This window comes from Spirosoma pollinicola (genome assembly GCF_002831565.1).
Lineage (GTDB): Bacteria > Bacteroidota > Bacteroidia > Cytophagales > Spirosomataceae > Spirosoma > Spirosoma pollinicola.
Map to the genome: position 1 here is coordinate 166,716 of NZ_CP025096.1, position 20,788 is coordinate 187,503.

General features: G+C 49.6%; 16 protein-coding genes. 10 read left to right on the forward strand and 6 right to left on the reverse strand.

The features are described 5' to 3' along the window. Positions 1-22 precede the first annotated feature (22 nt). The 3 genes from CWM47_RS00705 to CWM47_RS00715 form a co-directional block, all read right to left on the reverse strand. Positions 23-1,090, reverse strand: coding sequence for a DUF4249 domain-containing protein (locus tag CWM47_RS00705; protein ID WP_100985894.1), 1,068 nt, complete (start codon positions 1,088-1,090; stop codon positions 23-25). A 104-nt stretch (positions 1,091-1,194) separates the two neighbouring features. Beyond that, a complete protein-coding gene (locus CWM47_RS00710; RefSeq protein WP_100985895.1) occupies positions 1,195-3,606 on the reverse strand; it encodes a TonB-dependent receptor in 2,412 nt (803 codons plus the stop codon). Positions 3,607-3,731: 125 nt separating this feature from the next. Next, positions 3,732-5,465, reverse strand: coding sequence for a helix-hairpin-helix domain-containing protein (locus tag CWM47_RS00715; protein ID WP_100985896.1), 1,734 nt, complete (start codon positions 5,463-5,465; stop codon positions 3,732-3,734). A gap of 134 nt (positions 5,466-5,599) precedes the next feature. On the opposite strand from CWM47_RS00715, the gene CWM47_RS00720 reads away from it, so the two are divergent. Then, the gene (locus CWM47_RS00720) at positions 5,600-5,902 is read left to right on the forward strand and encodes a 2TM domain-containing protein (protein ID WP_100985897.1); all 303 of its coding nucleotides are present in this window, start codon (positions 5,600-5,602) and stop codon (positions 5,900-5,902) included. A 100-nt stretch (positions 5,903-6,002) separates the two neighbouring features. Here the strand turns inward: CWM47_RS00720 and CWM47_RS00725 are convergent, their stop codons facing one another. Together CWM47_RS00725 and CWM47_RS00730 are read right to left on the reverse strand one after the other, a co-directional pair. Further along, entirely contained in the window at positions 6,003-6,794 is a 792-nt protein-coding gene (locus tag CWM47_RS00725) for a thymidylate synthase (RefSeq protein WP_100985898.1), read from the reverse strand. A 239-nt stretch (positions 6,795-7,033) separates the two neighbouring features. Continuing rightward, positions 7,034-7,495, reverse strand: a complete 462-nt coding sequence (locus tag CWM47_RS00730) for an OsmC family protein (RefSeq protein ID WP_100985899.1) — start codon at positions 7,493-7,495, stop codon at positions 7,034-7,036. An 87-nt stretch (positions 7,496-7,582) separates the two neighbouring features. Between CWM47_RS00730 and CWM47_RS00735 the strand changes: the two genes are divergently transcribed. The 9 genes from CWM47_RS00735 (at position 7,583) to CWM47_RS00775 (ending at position 20,116) form a co-directional block, all read left to right on the forward strand. Beyond that, positions 7,583-7,936: a hypothetical protein gene (locus tag CWM47_RS00735; RefSeq protein ID WP_100985900.1), complete on the forward strand. Its 354-nt coding sequence runs from the start codon at positions 7,583-7,585 to the stop codon at positions 7,934-7,936. A 184-nt stretch (positions 7,937-8,120) separates the two neighbouring features. Further along, positions 8,121-9,551: a glycosyl hydrolase gene (locus CWM47_RS00740; protein WP_100985901.1), complete on the forward strand. Its 1,431-nt coding sequence runs from the start codon at positions 8,121-8,123 to the stop codon at positions 9,549-9,551. After that, a complete protein-coding gene (locus tag CWM47_RS00745; protein WP_100985902.1) occupies positions 9,548-10,993 on the forward strand; it encodes an oxidoreductase in 1,446 nt (481 codons plus the stop codon). The genes CWM47_RS00740 and CWM47_RS00745 overlap by 4 nt, the downstream gene beginning before the upstream one ends. Further along, positions 10,990-11,775: a 3-ketoacyl-ACP reductase gene (locus tag CWM47_RS00750; RefSeq protein WP_100985903.1), complete on the forward strand. Its 786-nt coding sequence runs from the start codon at positions 10,990-10,992 to the stop codon at positions 11,773-11,775. Before CWM47_RS00745 ends, CWM47_RS00750 begins: the two co-directional genes overlap by 4 nt. Before the next feature lie 117 nt (positions 11,776-11,892). Continuing rightward, positions 11,893-13,197: a Gfo/Idh/MocA family protein gene (locus CWM47_RS00755; protein WP_100985904.1), complete on the forward strand. Its 1,305-nt coding sequence runs from the start codon at positions 11,893-11,895 to the stop codon at positions 13,195-13,197. A 228-nt stretch (positions 13,198-13,425) separates the two neighbouring features. Then, a complete protein-coding gene (locus CWM47_RS00760; RefSeq protein WP_206170588.1) occupies positions 13,426-13,899 on the forward strand; it encodes a 5-fold beta-flower protein in 474 nt (157 codons plus the stop codon). 284 nt (positions 13,900-14,183) lie between these two features. Beyond that, on the forward strand, positions 14,184-15,404 hold the full coding sequence (locus tag CWM47_RS00765; RefSeq protein WP_100985905.1) for a PQQ-binding-like beta-propeller repeat protein: 1,221 nt from the start codon (positions 14,184-14,186) through the stop codon (positions 15,402-15,404). Positions 15,405-15,478: 74 nt separating this feature from the next. Beyond that, on the forward strand, positions 15,479-16,678 hold the full coding sequence (locus CWM47_RS00770; RefSeq protein WP_100985906.1) for a DUF4249 domain-containing protein: 1,200 nt from the start codon (positions 15,479-15,481) through the stop codon (positions 16,676-16,678). Positions 16,679-16,714: 36 nt separating this feature from the next. Next, positions 16,715-20,116 carry a carboxypeptidase-like regulatory domain-containing protein gene (locus tag CWM47_RS00775; protein ID WP_100985907.1) on the forward strand — a complete coding sequence of 1,134 codons (3,402 nt, stop codon included), beginning with the start codon at positions 16,715-16,717 and terminating at the stop codon, positions 20,114-20,116. A 163-nt stretch (positions 20,117-20,279) separates the two neighbouring features. On the opposite strand, the gene CWM47_RS00780 is transcribed toward CWM47_RS00775, so the two are convergent. Then, complete coding sequence (locus tag CWM47_RS00780) at positions 20,280-20,696, reverse strand: hypothetical protein (protein ID WP_100985908.1); 417 nt, start codon at positions 20,694-20,696, stop codon at positions 20,280-20,282. Positions 20,697-20,788: the final 92 nt, after the last annotated feature.

Below are 20,788 nucleotides of genomic sequence, written 5' to 3' on the forward strand. Positions count from 1 at the left end.
TCGGTTTAACTTTAATCATTCGTTAAAACTGCCACCAGCGTGGCTTATTAGGGGTACGGTAGATACTATTTTCGCAAACGACGCAAGCCGAAGGCTGTGGCACAATAATGGGCGGGTCCAGGTCAGGAACACCTTCTCCCGTACTTCGGTCAACATTTATATATTGTTCGGATAAACCCGTAGCACCAAAATAGCCATAGACCATCTCGGCTGGATTACTCACACAATGCACATTTCCCCGAACGGTTTGGGGAGCCGTATCAAACAAACCACCCGTATTACTGGTCAACTGCCGAACGCTCTTCCAGAAATCATACGCTCCTTTGCTAAGAGCCTGTTGCTGTACTTCGAGATAATAGGCGCTTTTAGATTTATAAGGCACGCGCATAATGAACTGACGGCTAATGGCTTGCCCGTTAATATTAGCATCGGAATTCACACTGATGCAGTCATAACAACGGGTAATGTCCCAGCAATTTGAGCAGCAGCCTAAGCCAGTAAGCGTACCATTTGCCAATTCCCGCTTTGAGCAAACTTCCGTAAACTCATAGTGTGTCCAGGCCCATCGGTAATAGTTACCTGTCGTTTCAGGATCTTTTGCATCCAGATAGACATCCCAGCCCTGATTCTGTGCCGAATTTGCCCCACCTGTTTCTTTCGTGTATTCGTAATAAAGCTTAAGAATCGGCGGGGCAGCAGAAAGAACCTCGGCGTCTGACTCATAGGTTTTCCCATCTTTGGTCTTGATGCTAACTTTATAGCTTCGCCCCACCACGCCCTGTAAGCTGGTGGTCTGGTACGTTCCCCCCAACGATTGCTCTTTCAGGGTTTCCTTATTACCCAGATTATCCGAAATAACCACGGTTGCACCCGTTTCCAGTAAGTTCAAACTCTTAAATGAATAGTCGGCGGTGCGCGTAAGTTTGACCGTATAGGGGCCAGCAGCATCTGTAACCTGCCCTTCAATAATTAACGAAGGTGGAATACTAACGGCGTCGGGCTGAAAGTCTGTAACGCACGAAACCACGAGGAACGCGATTAGTAACCCAATAGAGTTGCCCAGGCGGAGAAGTTCATTTCCTTTTTTCATAGATTGAGTTAGCTATCCGTTTCACAAACCTGATGAACATATACACGCTGATAGACAACAAGCAGCACCTCTCTGTCAAGCTAAATGCTTACTGAAGTCACTTATCAGAATTTGAAATTATAGGTGAGTGAAGGGAATGCCGTTCCGAAAATTGACAGTTTGTACGCATCTGATGCCGAGGCCGGACTCAGCTTATAAAAGATCGAATACGCATTTTTATGCGCGTAGACATTATAAATCGAGAAGACCCAGCTACTCTGGTTTTTCTTGTTCTTGAGCGGATTCTGCTCAAACGTCATCGAAAAATCGAGCCGGTGATAATCCGGTACGCGCTGCTGATTCCGATCCAGATAAATGGGTACGAGTACCCCCGCCACACGGGCAATTGCCGACGGCTGGGTTGTTGGACGACCCGTGCTATACGTAAAATTCAGCGACATACTAAACCAGTTCGTTGGGCGGTGCGTAGCTAACACGTTCAATGTGTGCGGCTTATCGTAGTTGGCTGGATATGGATTTCCGTTGTTCACCTGCTCGCTCACATAGGGGCTGTTCATTGTCAGAAAGGTGCGGGCATAAGTATAGCTCATGAAACCGGTCCAGCGACCCTTGTTTTTACGGAGTAACCCCTCAAATCCATACGCCTGTCCACGGCCCTGCACGATCTGCGTTTCAACAGCCTGAGCCAGTTGCAGTTCGGCCCCGTCGCGGTAGTCGATGGCATTGGTCAGGAATTTATAATAGATTTCGCCCGATGCTTCGATGGCGTTGTCGGCAGTATTCCGGAAATAGCCCAACGACCATTGATCGGCAATAACGGGTTTGGTGTATTGGTCGCTCAGGTGCCAGCGCGACGTGGGCAAAGCCGCTGTTGTGTTCGTCACCTGCTGAATGTACTGGCGCAGTCGGCTATAACCCGCCTTGATGGCCCGCCCCTCGCCCACCGACCAGCGTACCGCCAGCCGGGGTTCCAGTCCACCCGCCGAGTGATAAATGTTACCGGCTCCGTAGGTTTGCGTGGAAGAAACGGTCTCATCCTCACGAGGACCGTTTTCCTGATAGGTTCGAACGGTCGCCGGTCCCCGGTTGAGCAAGGCCGAGTAACGCAGGCCTGCAATGATCGAAACATCTGTATTTACTTTCCATTCGTCCTGAATATAGGCCGCAACTTCATAGGCTTTTTCGCGGGCAAGGTCAACCGGCAGCACGTTGGAGAACGGCCCCGGAATACGGGTGTTGGGCTGAATCAGGTAGTCGATGGCACTCACCCCAACCTGCCACTGGTGGGTTTCGTTCGGCGTATACGTAAGGTCTGATTTGATCTGGCGGTGCAGCACCCCCGACTCAAGCCGGAATGCGTTGGAGGAATCATCTGATGATAAATTCGCTTTGTACCGACTCAGAATAACCGATGTAGCCAGATTTACTTGCTTGCTGATGAAGTAGTTCCAGTTCAGTACCGTGTTCATTGTCTGGTAGTTGAACCTGGTTGAGGAGGCATTAATTTCCTGCCCCGACAGCGAATCGGAAGCAAGTTTAAAGATGTCGGTACTTATATAACCGGTTAGGGTGATGGTATTTTTCTCGTTAGGCTGATACTTGAGTTTACCCGTCAGATCATAGAAATTGGCTTGTGTACCTTTCAGATTTGGCGGGGCCAGCTTAAACAGAAAATCGTTAAATGAAGCCCGTCCGGCCAGCAGAAACGAGAGTTTATTTTTAATGATTGGCCCTTCAATACCTAACCGACTCGATATGATGCCAATCCCACCGTTGACACTCCACTTCTGCGCATCTGGTTCTTTTATTTTCACATCCAGCACCGATGCCGCCCGACCCCCAAAAGAGGCCGCTACGCCCCCGCGATTCAGAGTTACATCACGCACCACATCGGGATTAAATACAGAGAAAAAGCCCATTAAATGGCTCGAATTGAAGACCGGAGCCCCATCGAACAAGATCAGGTTCTGGTCGGCGCTGCCCCCGCGAACGTTGAAGCCCGGCGCACCCTCGCCTACTGTCGTAACACCCGGCAAAAGGAGCAAACTCCGCACAATATCGACCTCACCCATAAGGGGAGGAATCCGGCGGATACTGCGAATGGTAAGCTGCGAAACCCCAATTTCGACTTTACGAACGTTCCGATCCGGCGTTTCACTAGTAACGACCACCTCTTCAAGATCTTTGGCATCGTCTTCCATCGTTATCTCGCGGAAGCTTGTTTTTTCCAGAACGATCGTATCCTGTTTGGTGCGATAACCTACGTGCGAGAATCGCAGTATATACTTGCCAACGGGAAGTTGTACCGTATAAAACCCATCCTTTGCCGTTACATATCCTTTCGATACATCCAAAACAACAATATTGACTCCCTGAATTGGTTTGCCTGTTTTCGCATCCCGCACATAGCCCGTTGCCGAAAAGGTAGCCGAGTTCGTTTTTGGGCTTGTTCTTTGCTGGGCTATTACCCCGGTAAACACAAAAAAGGACAACAACAGTAAAGGTAAAAAACGCATAGAAACGGATTTAGGAAGCACAGAATGGGGTAACGTCTGAATTTATAAAGTGTTAGGACGCCCAATTTACCCTTTTTGAAACTTTCCTTAATCAATTATTAATTTTCTATGAGTAATACCCCATTCTACATACGTATCTTCTCCCGTCGCTGTTGCAGATAAGTGGTCATTTCGTTAAGCGTCAGCGCATTGAATGTCATGGCTTTTGTTAAGCCGCCTTTCCGCCCGATGGCCACCCCATAATGCATATCCAGTAGCCCGACAAGGTCATGAGCGTCGGGGTTTATGCTGAGCATAACGCCCTGTTGCATAGCGTACTCGATCCAGTGCCAGTCGATGTCAAGCCGGTATGGGCTGGCGTTGATTTCGATAATGACATTGTGCTCGGCACAGGCATCGATTATGGCGCGATGGTCAATTGGGTAGCCTTCGCGGGCGAGAAGTAACCGACCTGTTGGATGGCCAAGAATCGTCGTATACGGATTTTCGATAGCCTTTAGCAAACGAGTTGTCGCTTTTTCCAACGACATGGTCAGGGTTTGGTGAACCGACGCCACCACATAATCGAAGGTGGCAAGTGTCTCGTTATCGTAGTCCAGCGAGCCATCGCCCAGGATATCGGATTCGATACCTTTAAAAATGCGGAAATCAGTGCTGAAACCCCTGTTAAGCGCATCTATTTCAAGCTGTTGCTGGCGAACGCGCTCGGCATCGAGCCCACCGGCATAGGAAGCCGTTTTGGAGTGGTCGGCAATACCGAAATAGGCTAAACCCAGTTCACGACAGTAAGCGGCCATATCGGCTACCGATTGTTTCCCATCCGACCATGTACTGTGGTTATGAAGCGTGCCACGCAGATCATCCCAGGTAACGAGTTCTTCATTTTGGTGGCGGCTCGCCCAGCGAAAGGCAAAGTCATCTTCGCGCATTTCGGGCACGATATAAGGCAAACCGGCCCGTTCGTAAATAGCCGCTTCAACCTCTGCCACATCTGCCGAATCGACAATTTCGGCCAATACGCTGGAATACGCAACTTGCAACAGGGGCACGCCCCCCGTTCCGGCTTGTTTCAGGTGGGTTTCTGTTGCGGTTTGGATGAAAAGTTGTCGATTGATTTGTTCTGCCGGGTAAAACAGCAATTCGATTTGAACGTCGAAACCCGCCAATTGGCCCCGCCACGCAAAGGGTGATGACTCAGCCTCATTTTGCGCAAGATTCGGTAGTTTTTTCAGCGTCAGCATGGCTGATACCGGGTCGTTCGTCTGGATGAGCAGTTGAATCAAATCAACTTCCTGTGCTTTCCGGCGCACCTGCCCGCTAACTTCGACCCGCTCAAAATGCGTTGCCAGTTCGTCGTGCAGCAAATTGGCAATCATGGCGGCTTTGTCCATCCGAACTTTGCCTTGCTGCTCCTGCAAAAACTCCAGAGCCGCCAGAATTTTCTCCTGTGTACTGGCGCCAAACCCTTTGATTTTGGCGATCTGGCCGTTCTCGCCAGCCAGCTGAAGATCACGGAGGTTCGTAATGCCCAGCTCCTGCCAGAGTGTACGAACCTTCTTCACTCCCAGCCCTTTAATACGGAACATATCCAGCACCCCTTCGGGCGTTTGGGCCAGTAGTTCGTCAAGGTCTGAAAGGTGCCCCGTTTCGGCTATTTCGCGTATTTTCTGCGCGATTGATTTACCGACACCCTGTAGTTTCACCAGCTCATCGACGGGTAGATTGGGAAGGTCGGCAGTGGATTTATCCAGGTTAAACGCAGCTGTCTGGAAGGTCCGTGTTTTGAAGGCATCACGGTCGTGGAGTTCCATCAACCGGCCAGTCAGTTCAAGCAGGTCAACGATTTCAGAATTGGTCATGATATTGGGGGAATTCACTCCGCAAGTTAGGCAATTGGTCAGATTTTAGGGAAGCACGGTGTTGGGGTGCATCATCTTTGTTAGAGCGGAACGCAAACCGGTTTCGTCAACCCTCAACTAATCAGATCAGGCACATGGAAACGATAGAAAACACCCCTCAGCGCGACCCATATCTTTGGAAACAAGCAAAAGCCCGTGTCGGTTTTCGCATTCATCTCCAGGCTTATCTGATTATTAACGGTGGCCTATGGCTGATCTGGGCCTTTAGCAATTTTGTTATTAATGCTACCACAGCGCACGCAGGTACCCTTTTCCCGTGGCCAATTTTCCCTATGTTAGGTTGGGGTATCGGATTAGCAACGCACTATTTCACCATTTTCCGAAACAATGAAAGGGATATGATCGAGAAGGAGTATCAGAAACTGGCGAGACAATAGAACGCTGATTTTTAAGATCGTTATGCCGTTTTATGATTAAAAGCAGTAACGCTATATCATAAAACGGCATAACGATCTTAAAAATCAGCGTTCTATCCTTTTACACTGCTACTGGGGCCTTAATAGCGGGGTGAGGATTGTAATTTTCTAGAGTAAAATCTTCGTAAGTGAAGTCAAAAACCGACGTTACGTCTGGATTCAGGCGCATGGTTGGCAAGGGCCGAAAATCACGGGCGAGCTGGGTTTCAACCTGCTCCAGATGGTTGATGTAAAGGTGTGTATCTCCACCAGTCCAAATAAACTCGTGAGCCTCCAAATTGCACTCCTGCGCAATCATCATCGTCAACAAAGCGTAGCTGGCAATGTTGAAAGGAACGCCCAAAAACACATCGGCACTCCGCTGGTAAAGCTGGCAGGACAGTTTATTATCGGCTACATAGAACTGCATCAGCAAATGACAGGGCGGCAAAGCCATGCTGGGTACATCAGCGGGATTCCAAGCCGATATGATCATCCGACGCGAATCGGGAGTGTTTTTGAGTTGCTTCAATACGTCGCTTAGCTGGTCAATCGTTTTACCATCCGACTGCCAGCTACGCCACTGTTTCCCGTACACCGGCCCCAGGTCGCCGTTTACATCGGCCCACTCATCCCAGATCGAAACGCCATTATCTTTCAGGTATTTTATATTCGTATCACCTTTAATAAACCACAGCAATTCGTGGATAATCGACTTTGTATGGACTTTTTTGGTAGTCAGCAGTGGGAAGCCATCCTGAAGATTAAAGCGCATTTGATAACCAAATACACTGATCGTTCCGGTGCCGGTACGGTCGGTTTTGCGCGTGCCATTGGCAAGGATATGGCGAAGCAGGTCGTGATATTGTTGCATGAACAAAAGTCGTAATACAAACGCTATTAAAAAAATACCCCCCCGCCAGAAAGGCGGAGGGGCTGGATAAGTACATACGGCAGAAAGGCATTTAGGCCTGAGCTTTTTTCATGCAGCACGCATGGCTTTTATCACAATTTAAGGTTCTTAACGCATTAACGTGCATTCCCAGAATTTATGCAAAAACTACGCCATTTATCGAGCAAACCTATACGATTTTTGAACCCTTATAGGTGTTGTTATTCCTGAATCTCAAACGAATACGTAATCTCAGCTGATGGCCGAAATTGAGCAGTTGCCGAGCAGTATTTATCCATCGACAGATCGATAGCCCGTTTCACTTTATCAGCGTTCAGTTGGCCTTTCAGAAGATAGGTGATATGTATTTTTTTGAACGGTGCGGGTATCGCGTCCTTTTCGCGCATACCATCCACTTTCAGACGGAAGTCTTCGATAACCTGTTTTTGTTTTTTCAGGATTAAAATGACGTCAATAGCCGAGCAACCTGCCAGTCCCATCAACAACATTTCCATAGGGCGAGCGCCAGCATTATGGCCACCAATATCTGTTGCTGCGTCGATATGCTGGGCTACACCCGATTTACCAAGTGCTTCAAAATGAAACCCATCGTCGACGCGTACCAGCTCAACCTGCATCGTATTAAATTCCTGAATGGCCTCAACTGGTTGTGTATCAAGCATTGTCTTTTTTGCGTTTAATAGAAAGAGTTCGTATTTTCACCGGCTCAGACCCGTTTTTGCGGCTCAAGAGAACAAATTTAACTAGTCATGTCCGAAAAATTCACCGACGACCTTTTCGATCTTAAAAACGACCGGCGGCTGAGTGTTTACCTGTATCGATCAGGCTTCGGTGCCTGGCTTCTTTACATCCTGTCGGGTGCAAGGTTCATGCACCCGGTGAGTATGTATCGAACAGATTTTGGTGTGTTCTCGTTCTTTTTAATGGTCATGGGCTTGTCGGCGTCCATGATCTATGATTACTACCACCATCCGGTGGAATTTGCCCAGAAAAAAAAGTGGCTGGCTTTCAGCTATTTAGTTTTAGCTGGATTAGTTTACTTCCTTATCCTGCATAACAAACCTGTTGCCTTGCCGCACGTCTTCGGGCAGGGACTCTTCTAATTTTCGTCTGTTACTTTCTGCTTTCGCCTGGCTGTCCTGAGGAATATTTTCTATCTGGCCAAATCCGAATGAGTAAGTATTAGCTCGCCTTATACAGTAGCCATCTGTGTTCTTATCCTTTGCTGGTTTAGACTATTCCGTGATAAACTATTATCCGATCTCTAAACCTGCTGCTTCCCATTCAATGCAGATTGATAACGCCATCCATCCCGCCGACCTCTCGTCAAAACTCGCTCAGTTCTGGGAACTCTCCGGTCAGAAAATACAACTCATTGAAAACGAATACGATGTAAGCAAAGGCTCACCGGTCTTTACAGCGCAGGGCCACTACACGACTCGCGGCTGGACAGAATGGACCCAGGGATTTCAATTTGGCTCGGCAATTTTACAGTTCGATGCCACCTACGATGTTGATTTTCTGGAAATGGGCCGTCAGAAAACATTGTCTGTAATGGCCCCGCATATCAGCCATATTGGTGTCCACGATCATGGCTTCAATAACGTCAGCACCTACGGGAACCTACTCCGGCTGATGCAGGAAGGCCGAATTCCGACCAATGATTGGGAGAAAAACTTTTATGAATTAGCCCTGAAAATTTCCGGGGCCGTACAGGCCAGTCGATGGACACCCATCAAAGACGGAGCAGGATTTATCAGTTCCTTTAATGGCCCTCATTCACTCTTTGTCGACACCATTCGCTCATGCCGGGCTCTGGTGCTGAGTCACGCACTGGGGCACGTTTTTCAGGGCGAAGGCGATGTAAAAATCAACTTACTGGAGCGGGCTCTTCATCATATAAAAGCTACCGCCGACTACTCAGTGTTCTACGGGGAGGGCCGCGACTCATATGACCTTTGGGGCCGTACTGCTCACGAAAGCATATTTAACGTGAAAGACGGGAATTTCCGATGCCCAAATTCGCAGCAGGGCTATTCGGGTTTCACGACCTGGACACGCGGACTAGCCTGGGCCATGTGCGGATTTGCCGAACAACTGGAATGGCTCACAACGCGCGAAGATGCCGAGCTGGAACTCGTTGGCGGGCGAACCCGTATTGAAGCGTTTATGCTGAAAGCGGCCACCGCTACCTGCGATTTTTACATCGCCCATACGCCTATCGACGGTATTCCATATTGGGACACGGGTGCCCCAAACCTACACCGCCTGGGCGATTACCTTAACCGCCCCGCCGATCCCTACAATGACGTCGAACCGGTCGACAGTTCGGCAGCGGCCATTGGCGCACAGGGACTGTTACGGCTCGGCAACTACCTGACCAACAAAGGCAATGCAGAAGCAGGGAAACGGTATTGGCAGGCAGGCTTAACGGTGCTTAACACCCTGTTCGACGTGCCCTATCTGAGCACAGACCCGGCGCATCAGGGCCTGATTTTACACTCCATTTACCACCAGCCAAACGGCTGGGATTACGTACCTGCCGGAAGCAAAATTGCCAACAGCGAATCGAGTATGTGGGGCGATTATCATGCCCGCGAGGTGGCACTCTATCTTCAACGAATTATTCGTAACGAACCGTACTACACATTCTTTAACCGGGTCGCCGAACCGCGGGTCGCCGGAACGCCGGACCGCCAACCGTCCCTACCTCAATGAGCGAGAAATATAAACCCGCTTTCCCCCGCATGGCCCAGTTAAAAACGGCTGCCGACCTGCGAAACTACCTGACAAACAACGACATCGACCTGCCGTTCGACGATACCCTATTACCCCCCGCCGAAAGTCCGTTCAACCGACCTATTCCCCTAAAGTCAGGCCAAAAAATTGGCAACAGCCTTTGCATTTTACCGATGGAAGGCTGGGATGGAACCCTCGACGGTCGACCAACCGACTTTACCCGGAATCGCTGGAAGAAGTTTGCGATTAGTGGCGCCAAACTCCTGTTCGGATGTGAGGCAGTGGCGGTTTGCCATACCGGAAAAGCCAACCCAAATCAGTTGGTATTGAACAACGACACGTTTTCTGATTTTGTCGACCTGCGGCAATTGATTCTTGATGAACATACCGAAGCGTTCGGCACGACAAACAATTTAGTGATTGGCCTCCAGCTTACACATTCGGGGCGTTTTTGTAAACCAAAAAGTACCAAAGCTTTTGAACCGAAGATTCTGTACAGCCATCCGTTCCTGAACAGCAAGTTTGGTATGAGCGCCGACTACCCGGTGCTTACAGATGACGACATTGACAAGATTATTGAACAGTATGTGGAAGCTGCTGTGCTGGCGCAGAAAGCGGGTTTTGATTTTGTGGATATTAAGCACTGTCACGGCTACCTCGGCCACGAGTTTTTGAGCGCTGTAAGTCGGGAAGGGCGCTATGGGGGTTCTTTCGAGAACCGAACGCGCTACCTTCGGAACATCGTTGCGGGTATCCGGCAGGCCGCGCCGGGCCTGGAAATCGGTATGCGTTTGAGCGCATTCGATATGATCCCCTTTAAAAAAGACCCTACGGGCACAGGAATGCCCGAAGCGGCCGAGCAGTATCCATTTGCTTTTGGCGGGAAACCGAACGGCTTAGAGCTTGATCTGACCGAGACAAAATCCTTACTGACACTAGCCGAATCGCTCGGTATCCAATTGGTTTGCATTACCGGCGGCAGTCCCTATTACAACCCGCACCTGATGCGCCCGGCTTTGTTCCCGCCCTCAGATGGCTACCTTCCTCCCGAAGATCCGCTGCTGGGTGTAAAACGGCAAATCGACGTAACAAACGAGTTGAAACAGGCTTTTCCTGAGTTGGTAATCATTGGGTCAGGCTATTCGTATTTGCAGGAATGGCTTCCAAACGTAGCTCAGGCTGTGTTGCGCCAGGGCATGGCCGACAGCGTAGGGTTTGGGCGTATGGTGTTATCCTATCCAACCATGCCCGCCGATATGCTGGCGGGTCGACCACTTGTTCGAAACCATATATGCCGCACGTTTTCTGACTGCACAACGGCCCCGCGCCACGGTCTGATTTCGGGCTGCTTTCCGTTAGACCCGCTCTACAAAAAAAGCCCTGTAGCCGAACAGCTTAAGGCGATAAAAGAAAGCCTGTGAAGAAACTAGATCGTCCTCAGGTAGCCTTTATAACGGGCGGGAGCCGGGGCATTGGGTACGGAATTGCGGAACAGTTAGCCGATGCCGGATTCGATCTGGCCATCAACGGCGTTAGGCCCGAAGAAGCGGTGAGCGAAGCATTGGATGCGTTGCGAAAGCGAGGGAGTAAAGTAATTTACTGTCCCGGTGATATTGCCTCTACGGAAGCCAGAGCCAATATGATACAGCGCATTAAAGACCATTTCGGTCGGCTGAACGTGCTGATAAATAATGCGGGCGTAGCGCCAAAAGAACGTAGGGATATTCTCGAAGCCACCGAAGAGAGCTTTCAACATGTGCTGTCAACGAACCTGCAAGGGGCTTATTTCCTGACACAGGCGACCGCCAACTGGATGATTGAACAGGGAACAGAGCGAGCTGATTTCTGGGGATGTATTATCAATGTATCGTCCGTTTCGGCCACGGTTGCGTCGGTGAACCGGGGCGAATATTGCGTAGCGAAAGCCGGGCTGAGTATGGCAACCCAGTTGTTTGCCGCCCGACTTGGTGAATACAACATCCCGGTTTATGAAGTACGTCCGGGAGTCATTAAAACGGACATGACGGCGGGCGTAACCGCCAAATACGATGCGCTCATCGACAGCGGGCTATTTGTTCAGAAGCGCTGGGGCTTACCTACCGATGTGGGTAGGGCCGTAGCTTCGCTGGCAAAAGGCGACTTCCCCTACTCGACCGGACAAGTCATTCTGGTCGATGGTGGCATGACGATACCAAGACTATAAAGGGTATTTGGTTTATGGTTTTCGGTAGGCTGACGCGTTCAGCACTCGTGCGCCAGCCAGCCGAAAACCATAAACCGAATACAGAATACCATAAACCTTAAACCCAATTTCAAACTCATGAACGAAAAACAAGTTTCCCGGCGGTACGTCCTCAAGGCAGGGGCGGTTGGTTCGCTGGCGGCAATCGGTATGCCTACTTTCATTCCGGCCAATGCCTTTGGGGCAAATGACCGGGTTCGCGTGGCGGTCATTGGTATAAATGGTCGCGGTAAAGATCACATTCAGGGGTTTTCGCGCCTGAAAGATGTAGAAGTAGCTACGCTTTGCGATGTAGACAGCACAGTTCTCCAAAACGGAGCCGCTGATTTTGAAAAGAAATACAACAAAAAGGTGAAGACCATGCCCGATCTTCGGCAAGTCTATGAAGACAAAGACATCGATGTCGTAAGCATTGCCACCCCCAACCACTGGCACGCGCTGGCGGCCATCTGGGCGTGTCAGGCAGGCAAAGATGTGTATGTCGAAAAGCCGGGTGCACATAATATTCGGGAGGGCCGTAAGCTGGTCGAAGCGGCCCATCACTACAAACGAATTGTGCAGCACGGCGTGCAATTGAGGAGTTCGGTGGCTATTCAGGAAGCGATTAAGCACCTCCGCGATGGACTGATTGGCAACGTGTATATGGCTCGCGGACTGGTGTACAAGTGGCGTCCGGATATTGGCAACAAAGGTCCCTCGCCCGTTCCGGCAGAGCTAAACTGGAATATGTGGCAAGGCCCGGCCCAGGCGAAAGAGTTCAGCAAAAACTACGTCCATTATAACTGGCACTGGTTTTGGGATTATGGCAACGGCGACATCGGCAATCAGGGCATCCACGAAACAGATCTGTGCATGTGGGGGTTAGACGTAGGCCTCCCCGAAGAGATAACCTCAGCCGGCGGTAAATTCCTATGGAAAGATTGCAAGGAAACTCCTGAAACACTGACCTCGATCTATAAATACCCATCGTCGGGAAAAGTGATTCAGTTCGAGGTTCGTCCCTGGATGACGAACAAGGAAGACGGTGTCGAGATTGGCAACCTCTTTTACGGCGACAAAGGTTATATGGTTATTAACGGGTATGACGACTACAAAACCTTTTTAGGGAGAGAGAGAACCCCAGGCCCAGCCCGAAAAGAAGGGGGCGACCATTACCTGAACTTTATCGAAGCCGTTCGGGCGCGGGATACATCGAAGCAAAATGGCCCCGTCGAAACAGCGCACCTGGCTTCGGGTATTGCGCATCTGGGCAACATCGCCTACCGGTTAGGCCGCACACTGCACTTCGATCCGAAGAACGAAGTATTCACCAACGATAAGGAAGCCAACCAGATGCTTACCCGCAAATACCGCGCTCCGTTTGTGGTGCCGGAGAAGGTATAATTTCTTGATAATAAAGCAGGTTGATTTCTGTAGAGCGGGTAAAAAGTGGCATAAATGAGTAAAGTCATTGGTTTGGCTGACGCAACTCTATACGTCACAATGGCACCCGCTCTATGTTTGTACCCAACAGTGTCTGACTTCGCGGGCGTTTAGTCAACGGGCAAATTTGCCCGGACAAACCCGGCCTACGTTTAACACCAACCATAAAACAGACAATCAACCTGCCAAATGAACAAACTAGCATTTTATTTCGCAATCGTCCTGGGCTTATCGACTTCAGCGGCCTTTGCCCAACAACCTCAGGATTTCAAAGGCCACTACATTAACGCCAAAGGGGATGTGTATGTCCAGGGAGAAAAAGTTGGCTTAGTGACCAAACAGGGCATTATTCAGGATGCCAAAGGCAAGAAGGTAGCCTTTATGAACTCCGATGGCACCGTGTCGGATGCCAGCGGCAAGAAAATGGGTAAAATTGCCAAAAATGGTGAATCATATTATAACACCAACGGCGAGCTGGTTTTTACGGTGAAAGACAAAGCAGGCGAAACCTGTGATATTTTTGATGCGAAAGGCAAAAAAATTGGTTCGGTCGATGATGGGCTAAAAGGTTCAGCCTGTGCCCTGCATTGTTTGAGCAATGGTCTGGATATGACTACCCATCAAAAACCGGTAGCTAAAGTAGCAAAGAATGCCAAGCCCTGATACGTCCATTCAATCCTCTTCTCAGGGCCGTGTCCTCACGGCCCTGAGAAGGGCCTGCCAGCATTTGTAAAACCACCCTATGATAAATACAGCGGCCGATCTCTCGTAAGAGTGGATCGACCGCTGTATTATTTTTTTGACCCGTAAGAAAACAATCGGCGCTTGAGTGAGTTTAGTCTTTTTCATATGTAATTACTTCCCGTGCCAACGGCGCATTCAGGCTAGCGTGATTCCATCTTCGGGCAGGTAGCCGCTATTGAACAAGTCATAAATTACTTCTCGTTATGACTGCCCTCTACAGTCCTGCGGCCATAGTAAATTACGTTTCCAGGGCGCTACAAGTTTGGCGGTTGGCTGGACTTCTGTGTTTCCTGACAGGGCTTGCCAGTTGCTTAACAGGTTGTGGCTCCACATCTAAATTAATTGTAAAGCCCGTTCCCACGCCACCCGCAGCTGTAACGGCCACCACACCACCCACCACAGTCGTTACGGCCCCACTCGTATATGTTGCCAGCTTCGACCGGAATCTATATGCGCTCGACACGGCTACGGGCGTTCAGCGATGGGTGTTTAGTGCTGATACCGCCATTCAATCCAGCCCGGTAGTGGCCTATGGAATGGTATATGTAGGCAGCAATGACAACAACCTCTATGCCATTGATGCCACAACGGGCCAGAGACGGTGGACATTCAAAACAGCTGGCTTTGTTCATTCCAGCCCGGTAGTCATGAACGGAATTGTGTACGTTGGCAGTCAGGATGGCAATTTGTATGCCATTGACGCCACTATGGGCAATCTACTCTGGGTGTACACCGTTGGGTTTGGGCTTTATTCCAGTCCGGCAGTGACTAACGGGATCGTCTACATTGGCGCACAGGACAACCGGTTCTATGCCGTCGATGCCGGTAACGGGATTCTGCGCTGGCGGTTCGATGCCGATGGCTATTTTTTGTCGAGCCCGACCGTGTCGAACGGGGTTGTTTATATTGGGTGCAGCAACCGTAAACTCTACGCGATCGATGCCGATACGGGCCGTCAGCGGTGGGTATTTCTGGCGGCTTCGGATATTGAATCTAGCCCCGTGGTAGCCAACGGACTGGTCTACGTAGGCAGTAATGACAACAACCTGTATGCTCTTGATGCAGCCTCAGGCCAGCTAAAATGGAAATTTGGGACAAATGGCGTAATTTTTGGTAGTCCGGCGGTTGTCGATGGCGTTGTGTATGTTGGTAGCCGCGACCACAAGCTCTACGCGATTGATGCCGCAACAGGCGTACAGCGCTGGTCGTTCAGCACGAACTTCGACATTTACTCGACCCCAGCCGTTACGAATGGTGTGGTGTATATAGGCAGTAATGATTATAATTTATATGCCATCAAAGCGGCTACGGGTCAAAAACGTTGGTCGTTCAGAACCGGGAATGTCGTTGTGTCCAGCCCGGTTTTTGCACAGAAAAGTGCGTCACAGGGAGCCTACCCAACCATTAGCGGGGCAGGGAAATAATCGGTATTGACAGACTATACACAGCAGCTAAGGCTCGGTATAATTGTAAGCGTTTTTAATTGCTCAGCGTACTTATGGCGTTCTTTTCGCAGGTTATTCGGTGGATTGGTTGTAGTTGTTTGTTGGTCGGTTTGCAGGGATGCGTGAACGCGTATGACCCCAGCCTGACGCTCAACGCCAATTTGATTGTTGTTAGTGGTATCATAACAGATTTGAACGAGACACAAACGATTAGCCTTAGCCGTTCCCGTTCCAGTGTCGACAGCCTTAATGTGACAATTCCCATTCAGCGGGCTATTGTTACCGTCACCGTTAACGGCACCACACCCATTTCGCTGGTTGAAGCGCAACCGGGCATATACCAGTTCCCGGCCGATTTTCGGGGAAAGGTGGGGAACAGCTATCAACTCCACTTTCAAACATCCGAAGGTACTGTCTATGAATCGTCGGTCGAAACGATGGCCTCCGTACCCGCCATTCAGCGAACCTACGACCAGTTCAACCCCCAGGGGCCAAAAAAAACGGCCGATGGCCTGCCCATACCCGCCAACGACATTTATCTGGACATGCAGGACCCCGCCGATGGGCGCAACTTTTACCTCTGGCGGTGGCGGCTCTATGAGATTCAGCTGTGGTGCGCTACCTGCCAGCAGGGGCGGTATGTGGTGCGGGATATTGGCCCCGTAGGCGCTGGCCCGATTGACATCATTGGCTGTATTCGGGATACAACCGTGGGCACGACCAACCTTTTCGATTATCCATGCCGGGGTTTATGCTGGGATATTTTTCACAATACTGACGTCGATGTTTTTTCGGATGTGTACACCAATGGGCAGGCGCAGGTGGGGCATAAGGTGGCCAGTATTCCCATCTACCAGCGCGACCCGGCCCTGATTGTGGTGGAGCAACTGTCGATATCGGCCAATGCGTACCGATACTATCGACTATTCGCCGATCAGGTTCAGAATACCGGAACGCTAGCCGATTCACCTCCGGCTCCTATTTCGGGGAATATCAGAAACGTAAATAACTCATCAGAAAACGTGGTGGGCTATTTTTCGGCGGCTTCAGTCGCCGTCAGTCGACACAAAATAAGTAGGCAGAGCGTCAATACAGGTATGTTTCAGGGGCTGTTTTACGCCATAAACGGCCGGGCACCCCGACTGGAAACATCACAGCCGGGTAGCAGTCCATTTGGCAGCACGGCATCGTCGGCGCTTTGTATTCCGAATAACAGCCGCACGGATCAGGTGCCACCGGGCTGGAATGAGTAACGGTTATCTATATTCACTCCCTGCGCCCTGTTTATCATGACTAAATCTATCCTCTTTCTGTGCCTATTGCTGTTCATCGACACGCGGGTAGTTGCCCAGACCGTGTTTCGGCTTTATGATGGCATAGCTCCTGGGTCCGAACACTGGACATGGAATGAACAGCTCGAAACAGATAGTCTGTCGAAAAACCGTGTCGTTACGAATATAGTTACCCCCTCAATAACAGCTTTTATACCCGACAAAGCGGTAGCTACAGGAACGGCAGTGCTGCTGTTTCCGGGTGGAGATATGAAGAGTCTTTTCTTTGATGATGGTGTCGTCATAGCAAAGCAACTTACGGCAAAAGGGATAGCTGCTTTTGTTGTAAAGTACAGGCTTGCCCGACGCAAGACTCCGGGCACAACAGGACCATCGCAGTCGGCAGACGTTACCGAATCTGATTCGGCTCATACGATGCCCCTGGCTATTGCCGACGGTAAGGCTGCCATCGACTACCTCCGCCAGCATGCCGAAACATTTGGCATTCAGCCTAATCGCATTGGGGTATTGGGCTTATCGGTAGGTGGTACCCTTGTGCTCAACCTCGCTTATCAAAACGTGGATGATAGTCGGCCCGATTTCGTGATTCCAGTAAATGCCCGATTTGGCACACTTACTACCCTAAACGTACCACCGAATGCACCTCCTTTGCTCATTGTTTCGACCAGTGGCAATTCCCGGCAGGATGCCGTACAGGGTGCAACGGTATATCAAAACTGGATTCGAGCTGGCCAGTCGGCGGAGTTTCATAGTTATATAGAGAGCGGGACTGATCCAGACCTAAAAAAACAGGATTTACAGCCCATCAATTGGGTTGGACTTTTAACAGACTGGTTAGCAAGAAAGGGTTATTTGACAAAGCAGCTTACTGTCGCACCAGTCCAGACACACATAAACAAGGAGTCGGCGGTTTCGGCAAAGCAACCGGATACCGAACGTATTTCTCAGGCAAAAGAGCCTGCGTCCAATGCACCTCTTCAACAGGCTAACCAATCCAGTGTACCTGCGAAATTGAAGCAGGAGCCCCGTGTAAGAACGAGAATCCAGGCTGCGGCCAATCAATCAACCGGTTTTCGGGTCAGTGGAACGGTGCGCGATTCGGCAACGGGTCAACCGCTACCGGGTGTTGCTATTGTTATCGACTACCGGAAGCACCTCACCGGCACAAACACCAATGCCGAAGGGCAATACAGCATCGAATTGCCGACCGGTAATCACATTCTGCTTGCCCGACTGGTTGGCTATACACCCATACGGAAGGAAATACGCTTAGTCGACAATTCGCTTACGGTCGATGTAAACATGGTGAGTGTAGCAAGCCAACTGGAAGAAGTCGTTGTAACGACCAAAGGCTTTGATCAAACTTTGCGTCAGCCTATGCTTGGTGCCAACCAGCTAAATATCAACGCCTTGAAAAAATTACCCTCTGCACTTGGCGAAGTTGATTTGTTACGGGGACTGCAAATGCTGCCGGGTGTTACGAGCGTAGGAGAAGCCTCGAACGGGGTAAACATTCGGGGTGGTACAACCGATCAGAACCTGATTTTGCTGGATGATACCCCTATTTTTAACCCGACGCATATGTTCGGCTTGTTCTCGGTATTTCCGCCCGATGCGCTGAGTACTGTCGACTTGTACAAAGGTAACGTTCCGGCCCGCTTTGGGGGTCGGGCCGCTTCGGTACTCGATGTGTCGCTTCGGAATCCCAGCCTCGACCAGTTTAGCCTGTCGGGAGGAGTGAGTGTGGTATCAAATAAACTCACCGCCGACATACCGATTGTAAAAGGAAAGTTCGGGATTATGGTTTCCGGGCGGGGCGCTTTCAATGATTTCCTACTTCCCATCATATCCGACCGGCTGGCCAATATCCGGGCAAAGTTCGGCGATGGTGTGCTAAAGGCTTTCTGGCGAATCGACAACAGAAATACGCTGACCGTTACAGGCTATGCCAGTCTGGATGTATTTCGAACAGACTTGCTGGCGAACCTGCCCAACGTGAACGGAACGGCAACGCGCTATAATCATCAGACGATTAATGTAATGGCCCGTTGGTTTCGGACGCTTTCACCCCGTCTGAACCTGCAAACGACTGGTATATATGGACATTATGTACCAAAAATTCTATCGCCTGAATTAAGCGGTAATCTGGTTACGTTGCGGTCATCGGTCTTGCAACGGCAACTGAAATCAAACCTGAACTACCAGCTATCCAATCAGAAAATTGAAGTTGGCATTAGCGGAACGCACTACCGACTTGAGCCGGGAACCCTGTTGCCCGGCCAAAGTGATCGGGTTAATTACATCACAACACCCACCGAAAATGCACTCGAACTGGCTCTTTATGCCGATTACGAACGAAGTTTAGGCCCCAGACTAGCTATTTCGGCGGGGCTTCGATACTCTCAATTCCTCTCCCTTGGGCCATCGCTGGTGCGACACTATGCCGTGGGCGAACCCCGCGACGACTTCTCAGTTGTCGACTCCACCCGTTATAACGCAGGTCAGATTACGCAACGCTATGGTGGCCCCGAACCCCGGCTGGGCATACGCTACTCGCTGGGCACTAACTCATCGGTTAAGCTGGGCTACAATCTGATGCGGCAATACTTGCAGGTAGTGACCAACACCACCACGCCCCTACCCACCTCGCGCTGGAAAACATCCGACCCCAACGTGCGACCCCAGATCAGTCAATTGCTGACAGCGGGCTATTTCCACTCGTTCAAAAACAATATTTATGAACTAACCCTCGAAGGCTACTATAGGGCCACGGAGCACATTATTGACTACCGTCCGGGGGCTGATTTTTTGCTACAGCCCTACCCTGAAACGCAACTTTTGCAGGGGCGCAGTCAGGCGTATGGCATAGAGTCGATGATTTCCAAAAAGAAGGGAGAACTGACCGGCTGGATTAACTACACCTATTCACGAACACTCAATCAGGTCAATGAAGGGCCCAGCGTGCAGCAAAACGTAAATAATGGCAATTGGTATCGAGCTAATTACGACCGTCCTCACTCGGTGAATGCCAACATGACCATCGACGTAGATCGCCATAACAGTTTTGGGTTCACCTTTGCGTATAGCACTGGTCGGCCTTATTCGGCCCCTACCGGCTTCGTTACGATTGATGGGGCGCAATACCCTTACTACGGCATTCGTAACAACGAGCGGCTCCCGGACTACCACCGGCTCGATTTCACCTGGAATATCTACAATCCCGGTATGCGTGCCAGGCGGTGGGAAGGCCGATGGGCGTTTACGGTGTATAATATTTATGGAAGAAAAAATGCTTACTCTATTTTTTTTAAAGCGGAGAACGGAAAAACAAACGCCTATCAGCTACAAATCTTTGCCGCTCCTATTGCTTCGTTATCGTATAATTTTGTGTTTAAGTAAGGCTTTTGCATAAAACTGAGATCCAACTTCACCAATAAAACAGGGCAATTCTACCCTAATTCTTATAACATAATTATTAGTTATATAACCGTACTCAATAAAATACAATGTATGGGTACTTATTAGGGTGACCACGCATTGCATTTATCAATAAAAGCTATCTTTAAAGACACCTACCAAGTTCTTGATTGGGTCTTGATAAGGAGTCAACTTTGTTCAGACTTTTCTTTGACATAGCAGCCTGTTGCAAAACAGTTTTACTAACCTGTTTCCATTGACACGCCATTCCACTATGAATGTCAACTTCAATAGCTAACTCATTTGAGGCTTTGTGATACCACATAGAATTTCTACTAAAATCTCCAGGATCAGCATCTCGGAAAGAATATATCACTTTATAATATTCATTCTGAGGCAATGAGCCATACTGACTCAGTATATGAGTAATCGCCTTGTTTTGTGCTTCTAATTTGGTATCGAACGTACCTAATTCTTTATAGCTGCTTTTCAAAAGATCAGAATCACAGGCTATACTGAGCATGATTAATAAACAAAGGGAGATCTTAATCGTGAATTTCATATTTGACGTCATTAGAGAGTAAGGTATAAATTTTTAATGATTTGATTACTAAAACATAGTTGTACTTATTCAAGATTTGTTGTATGACTACC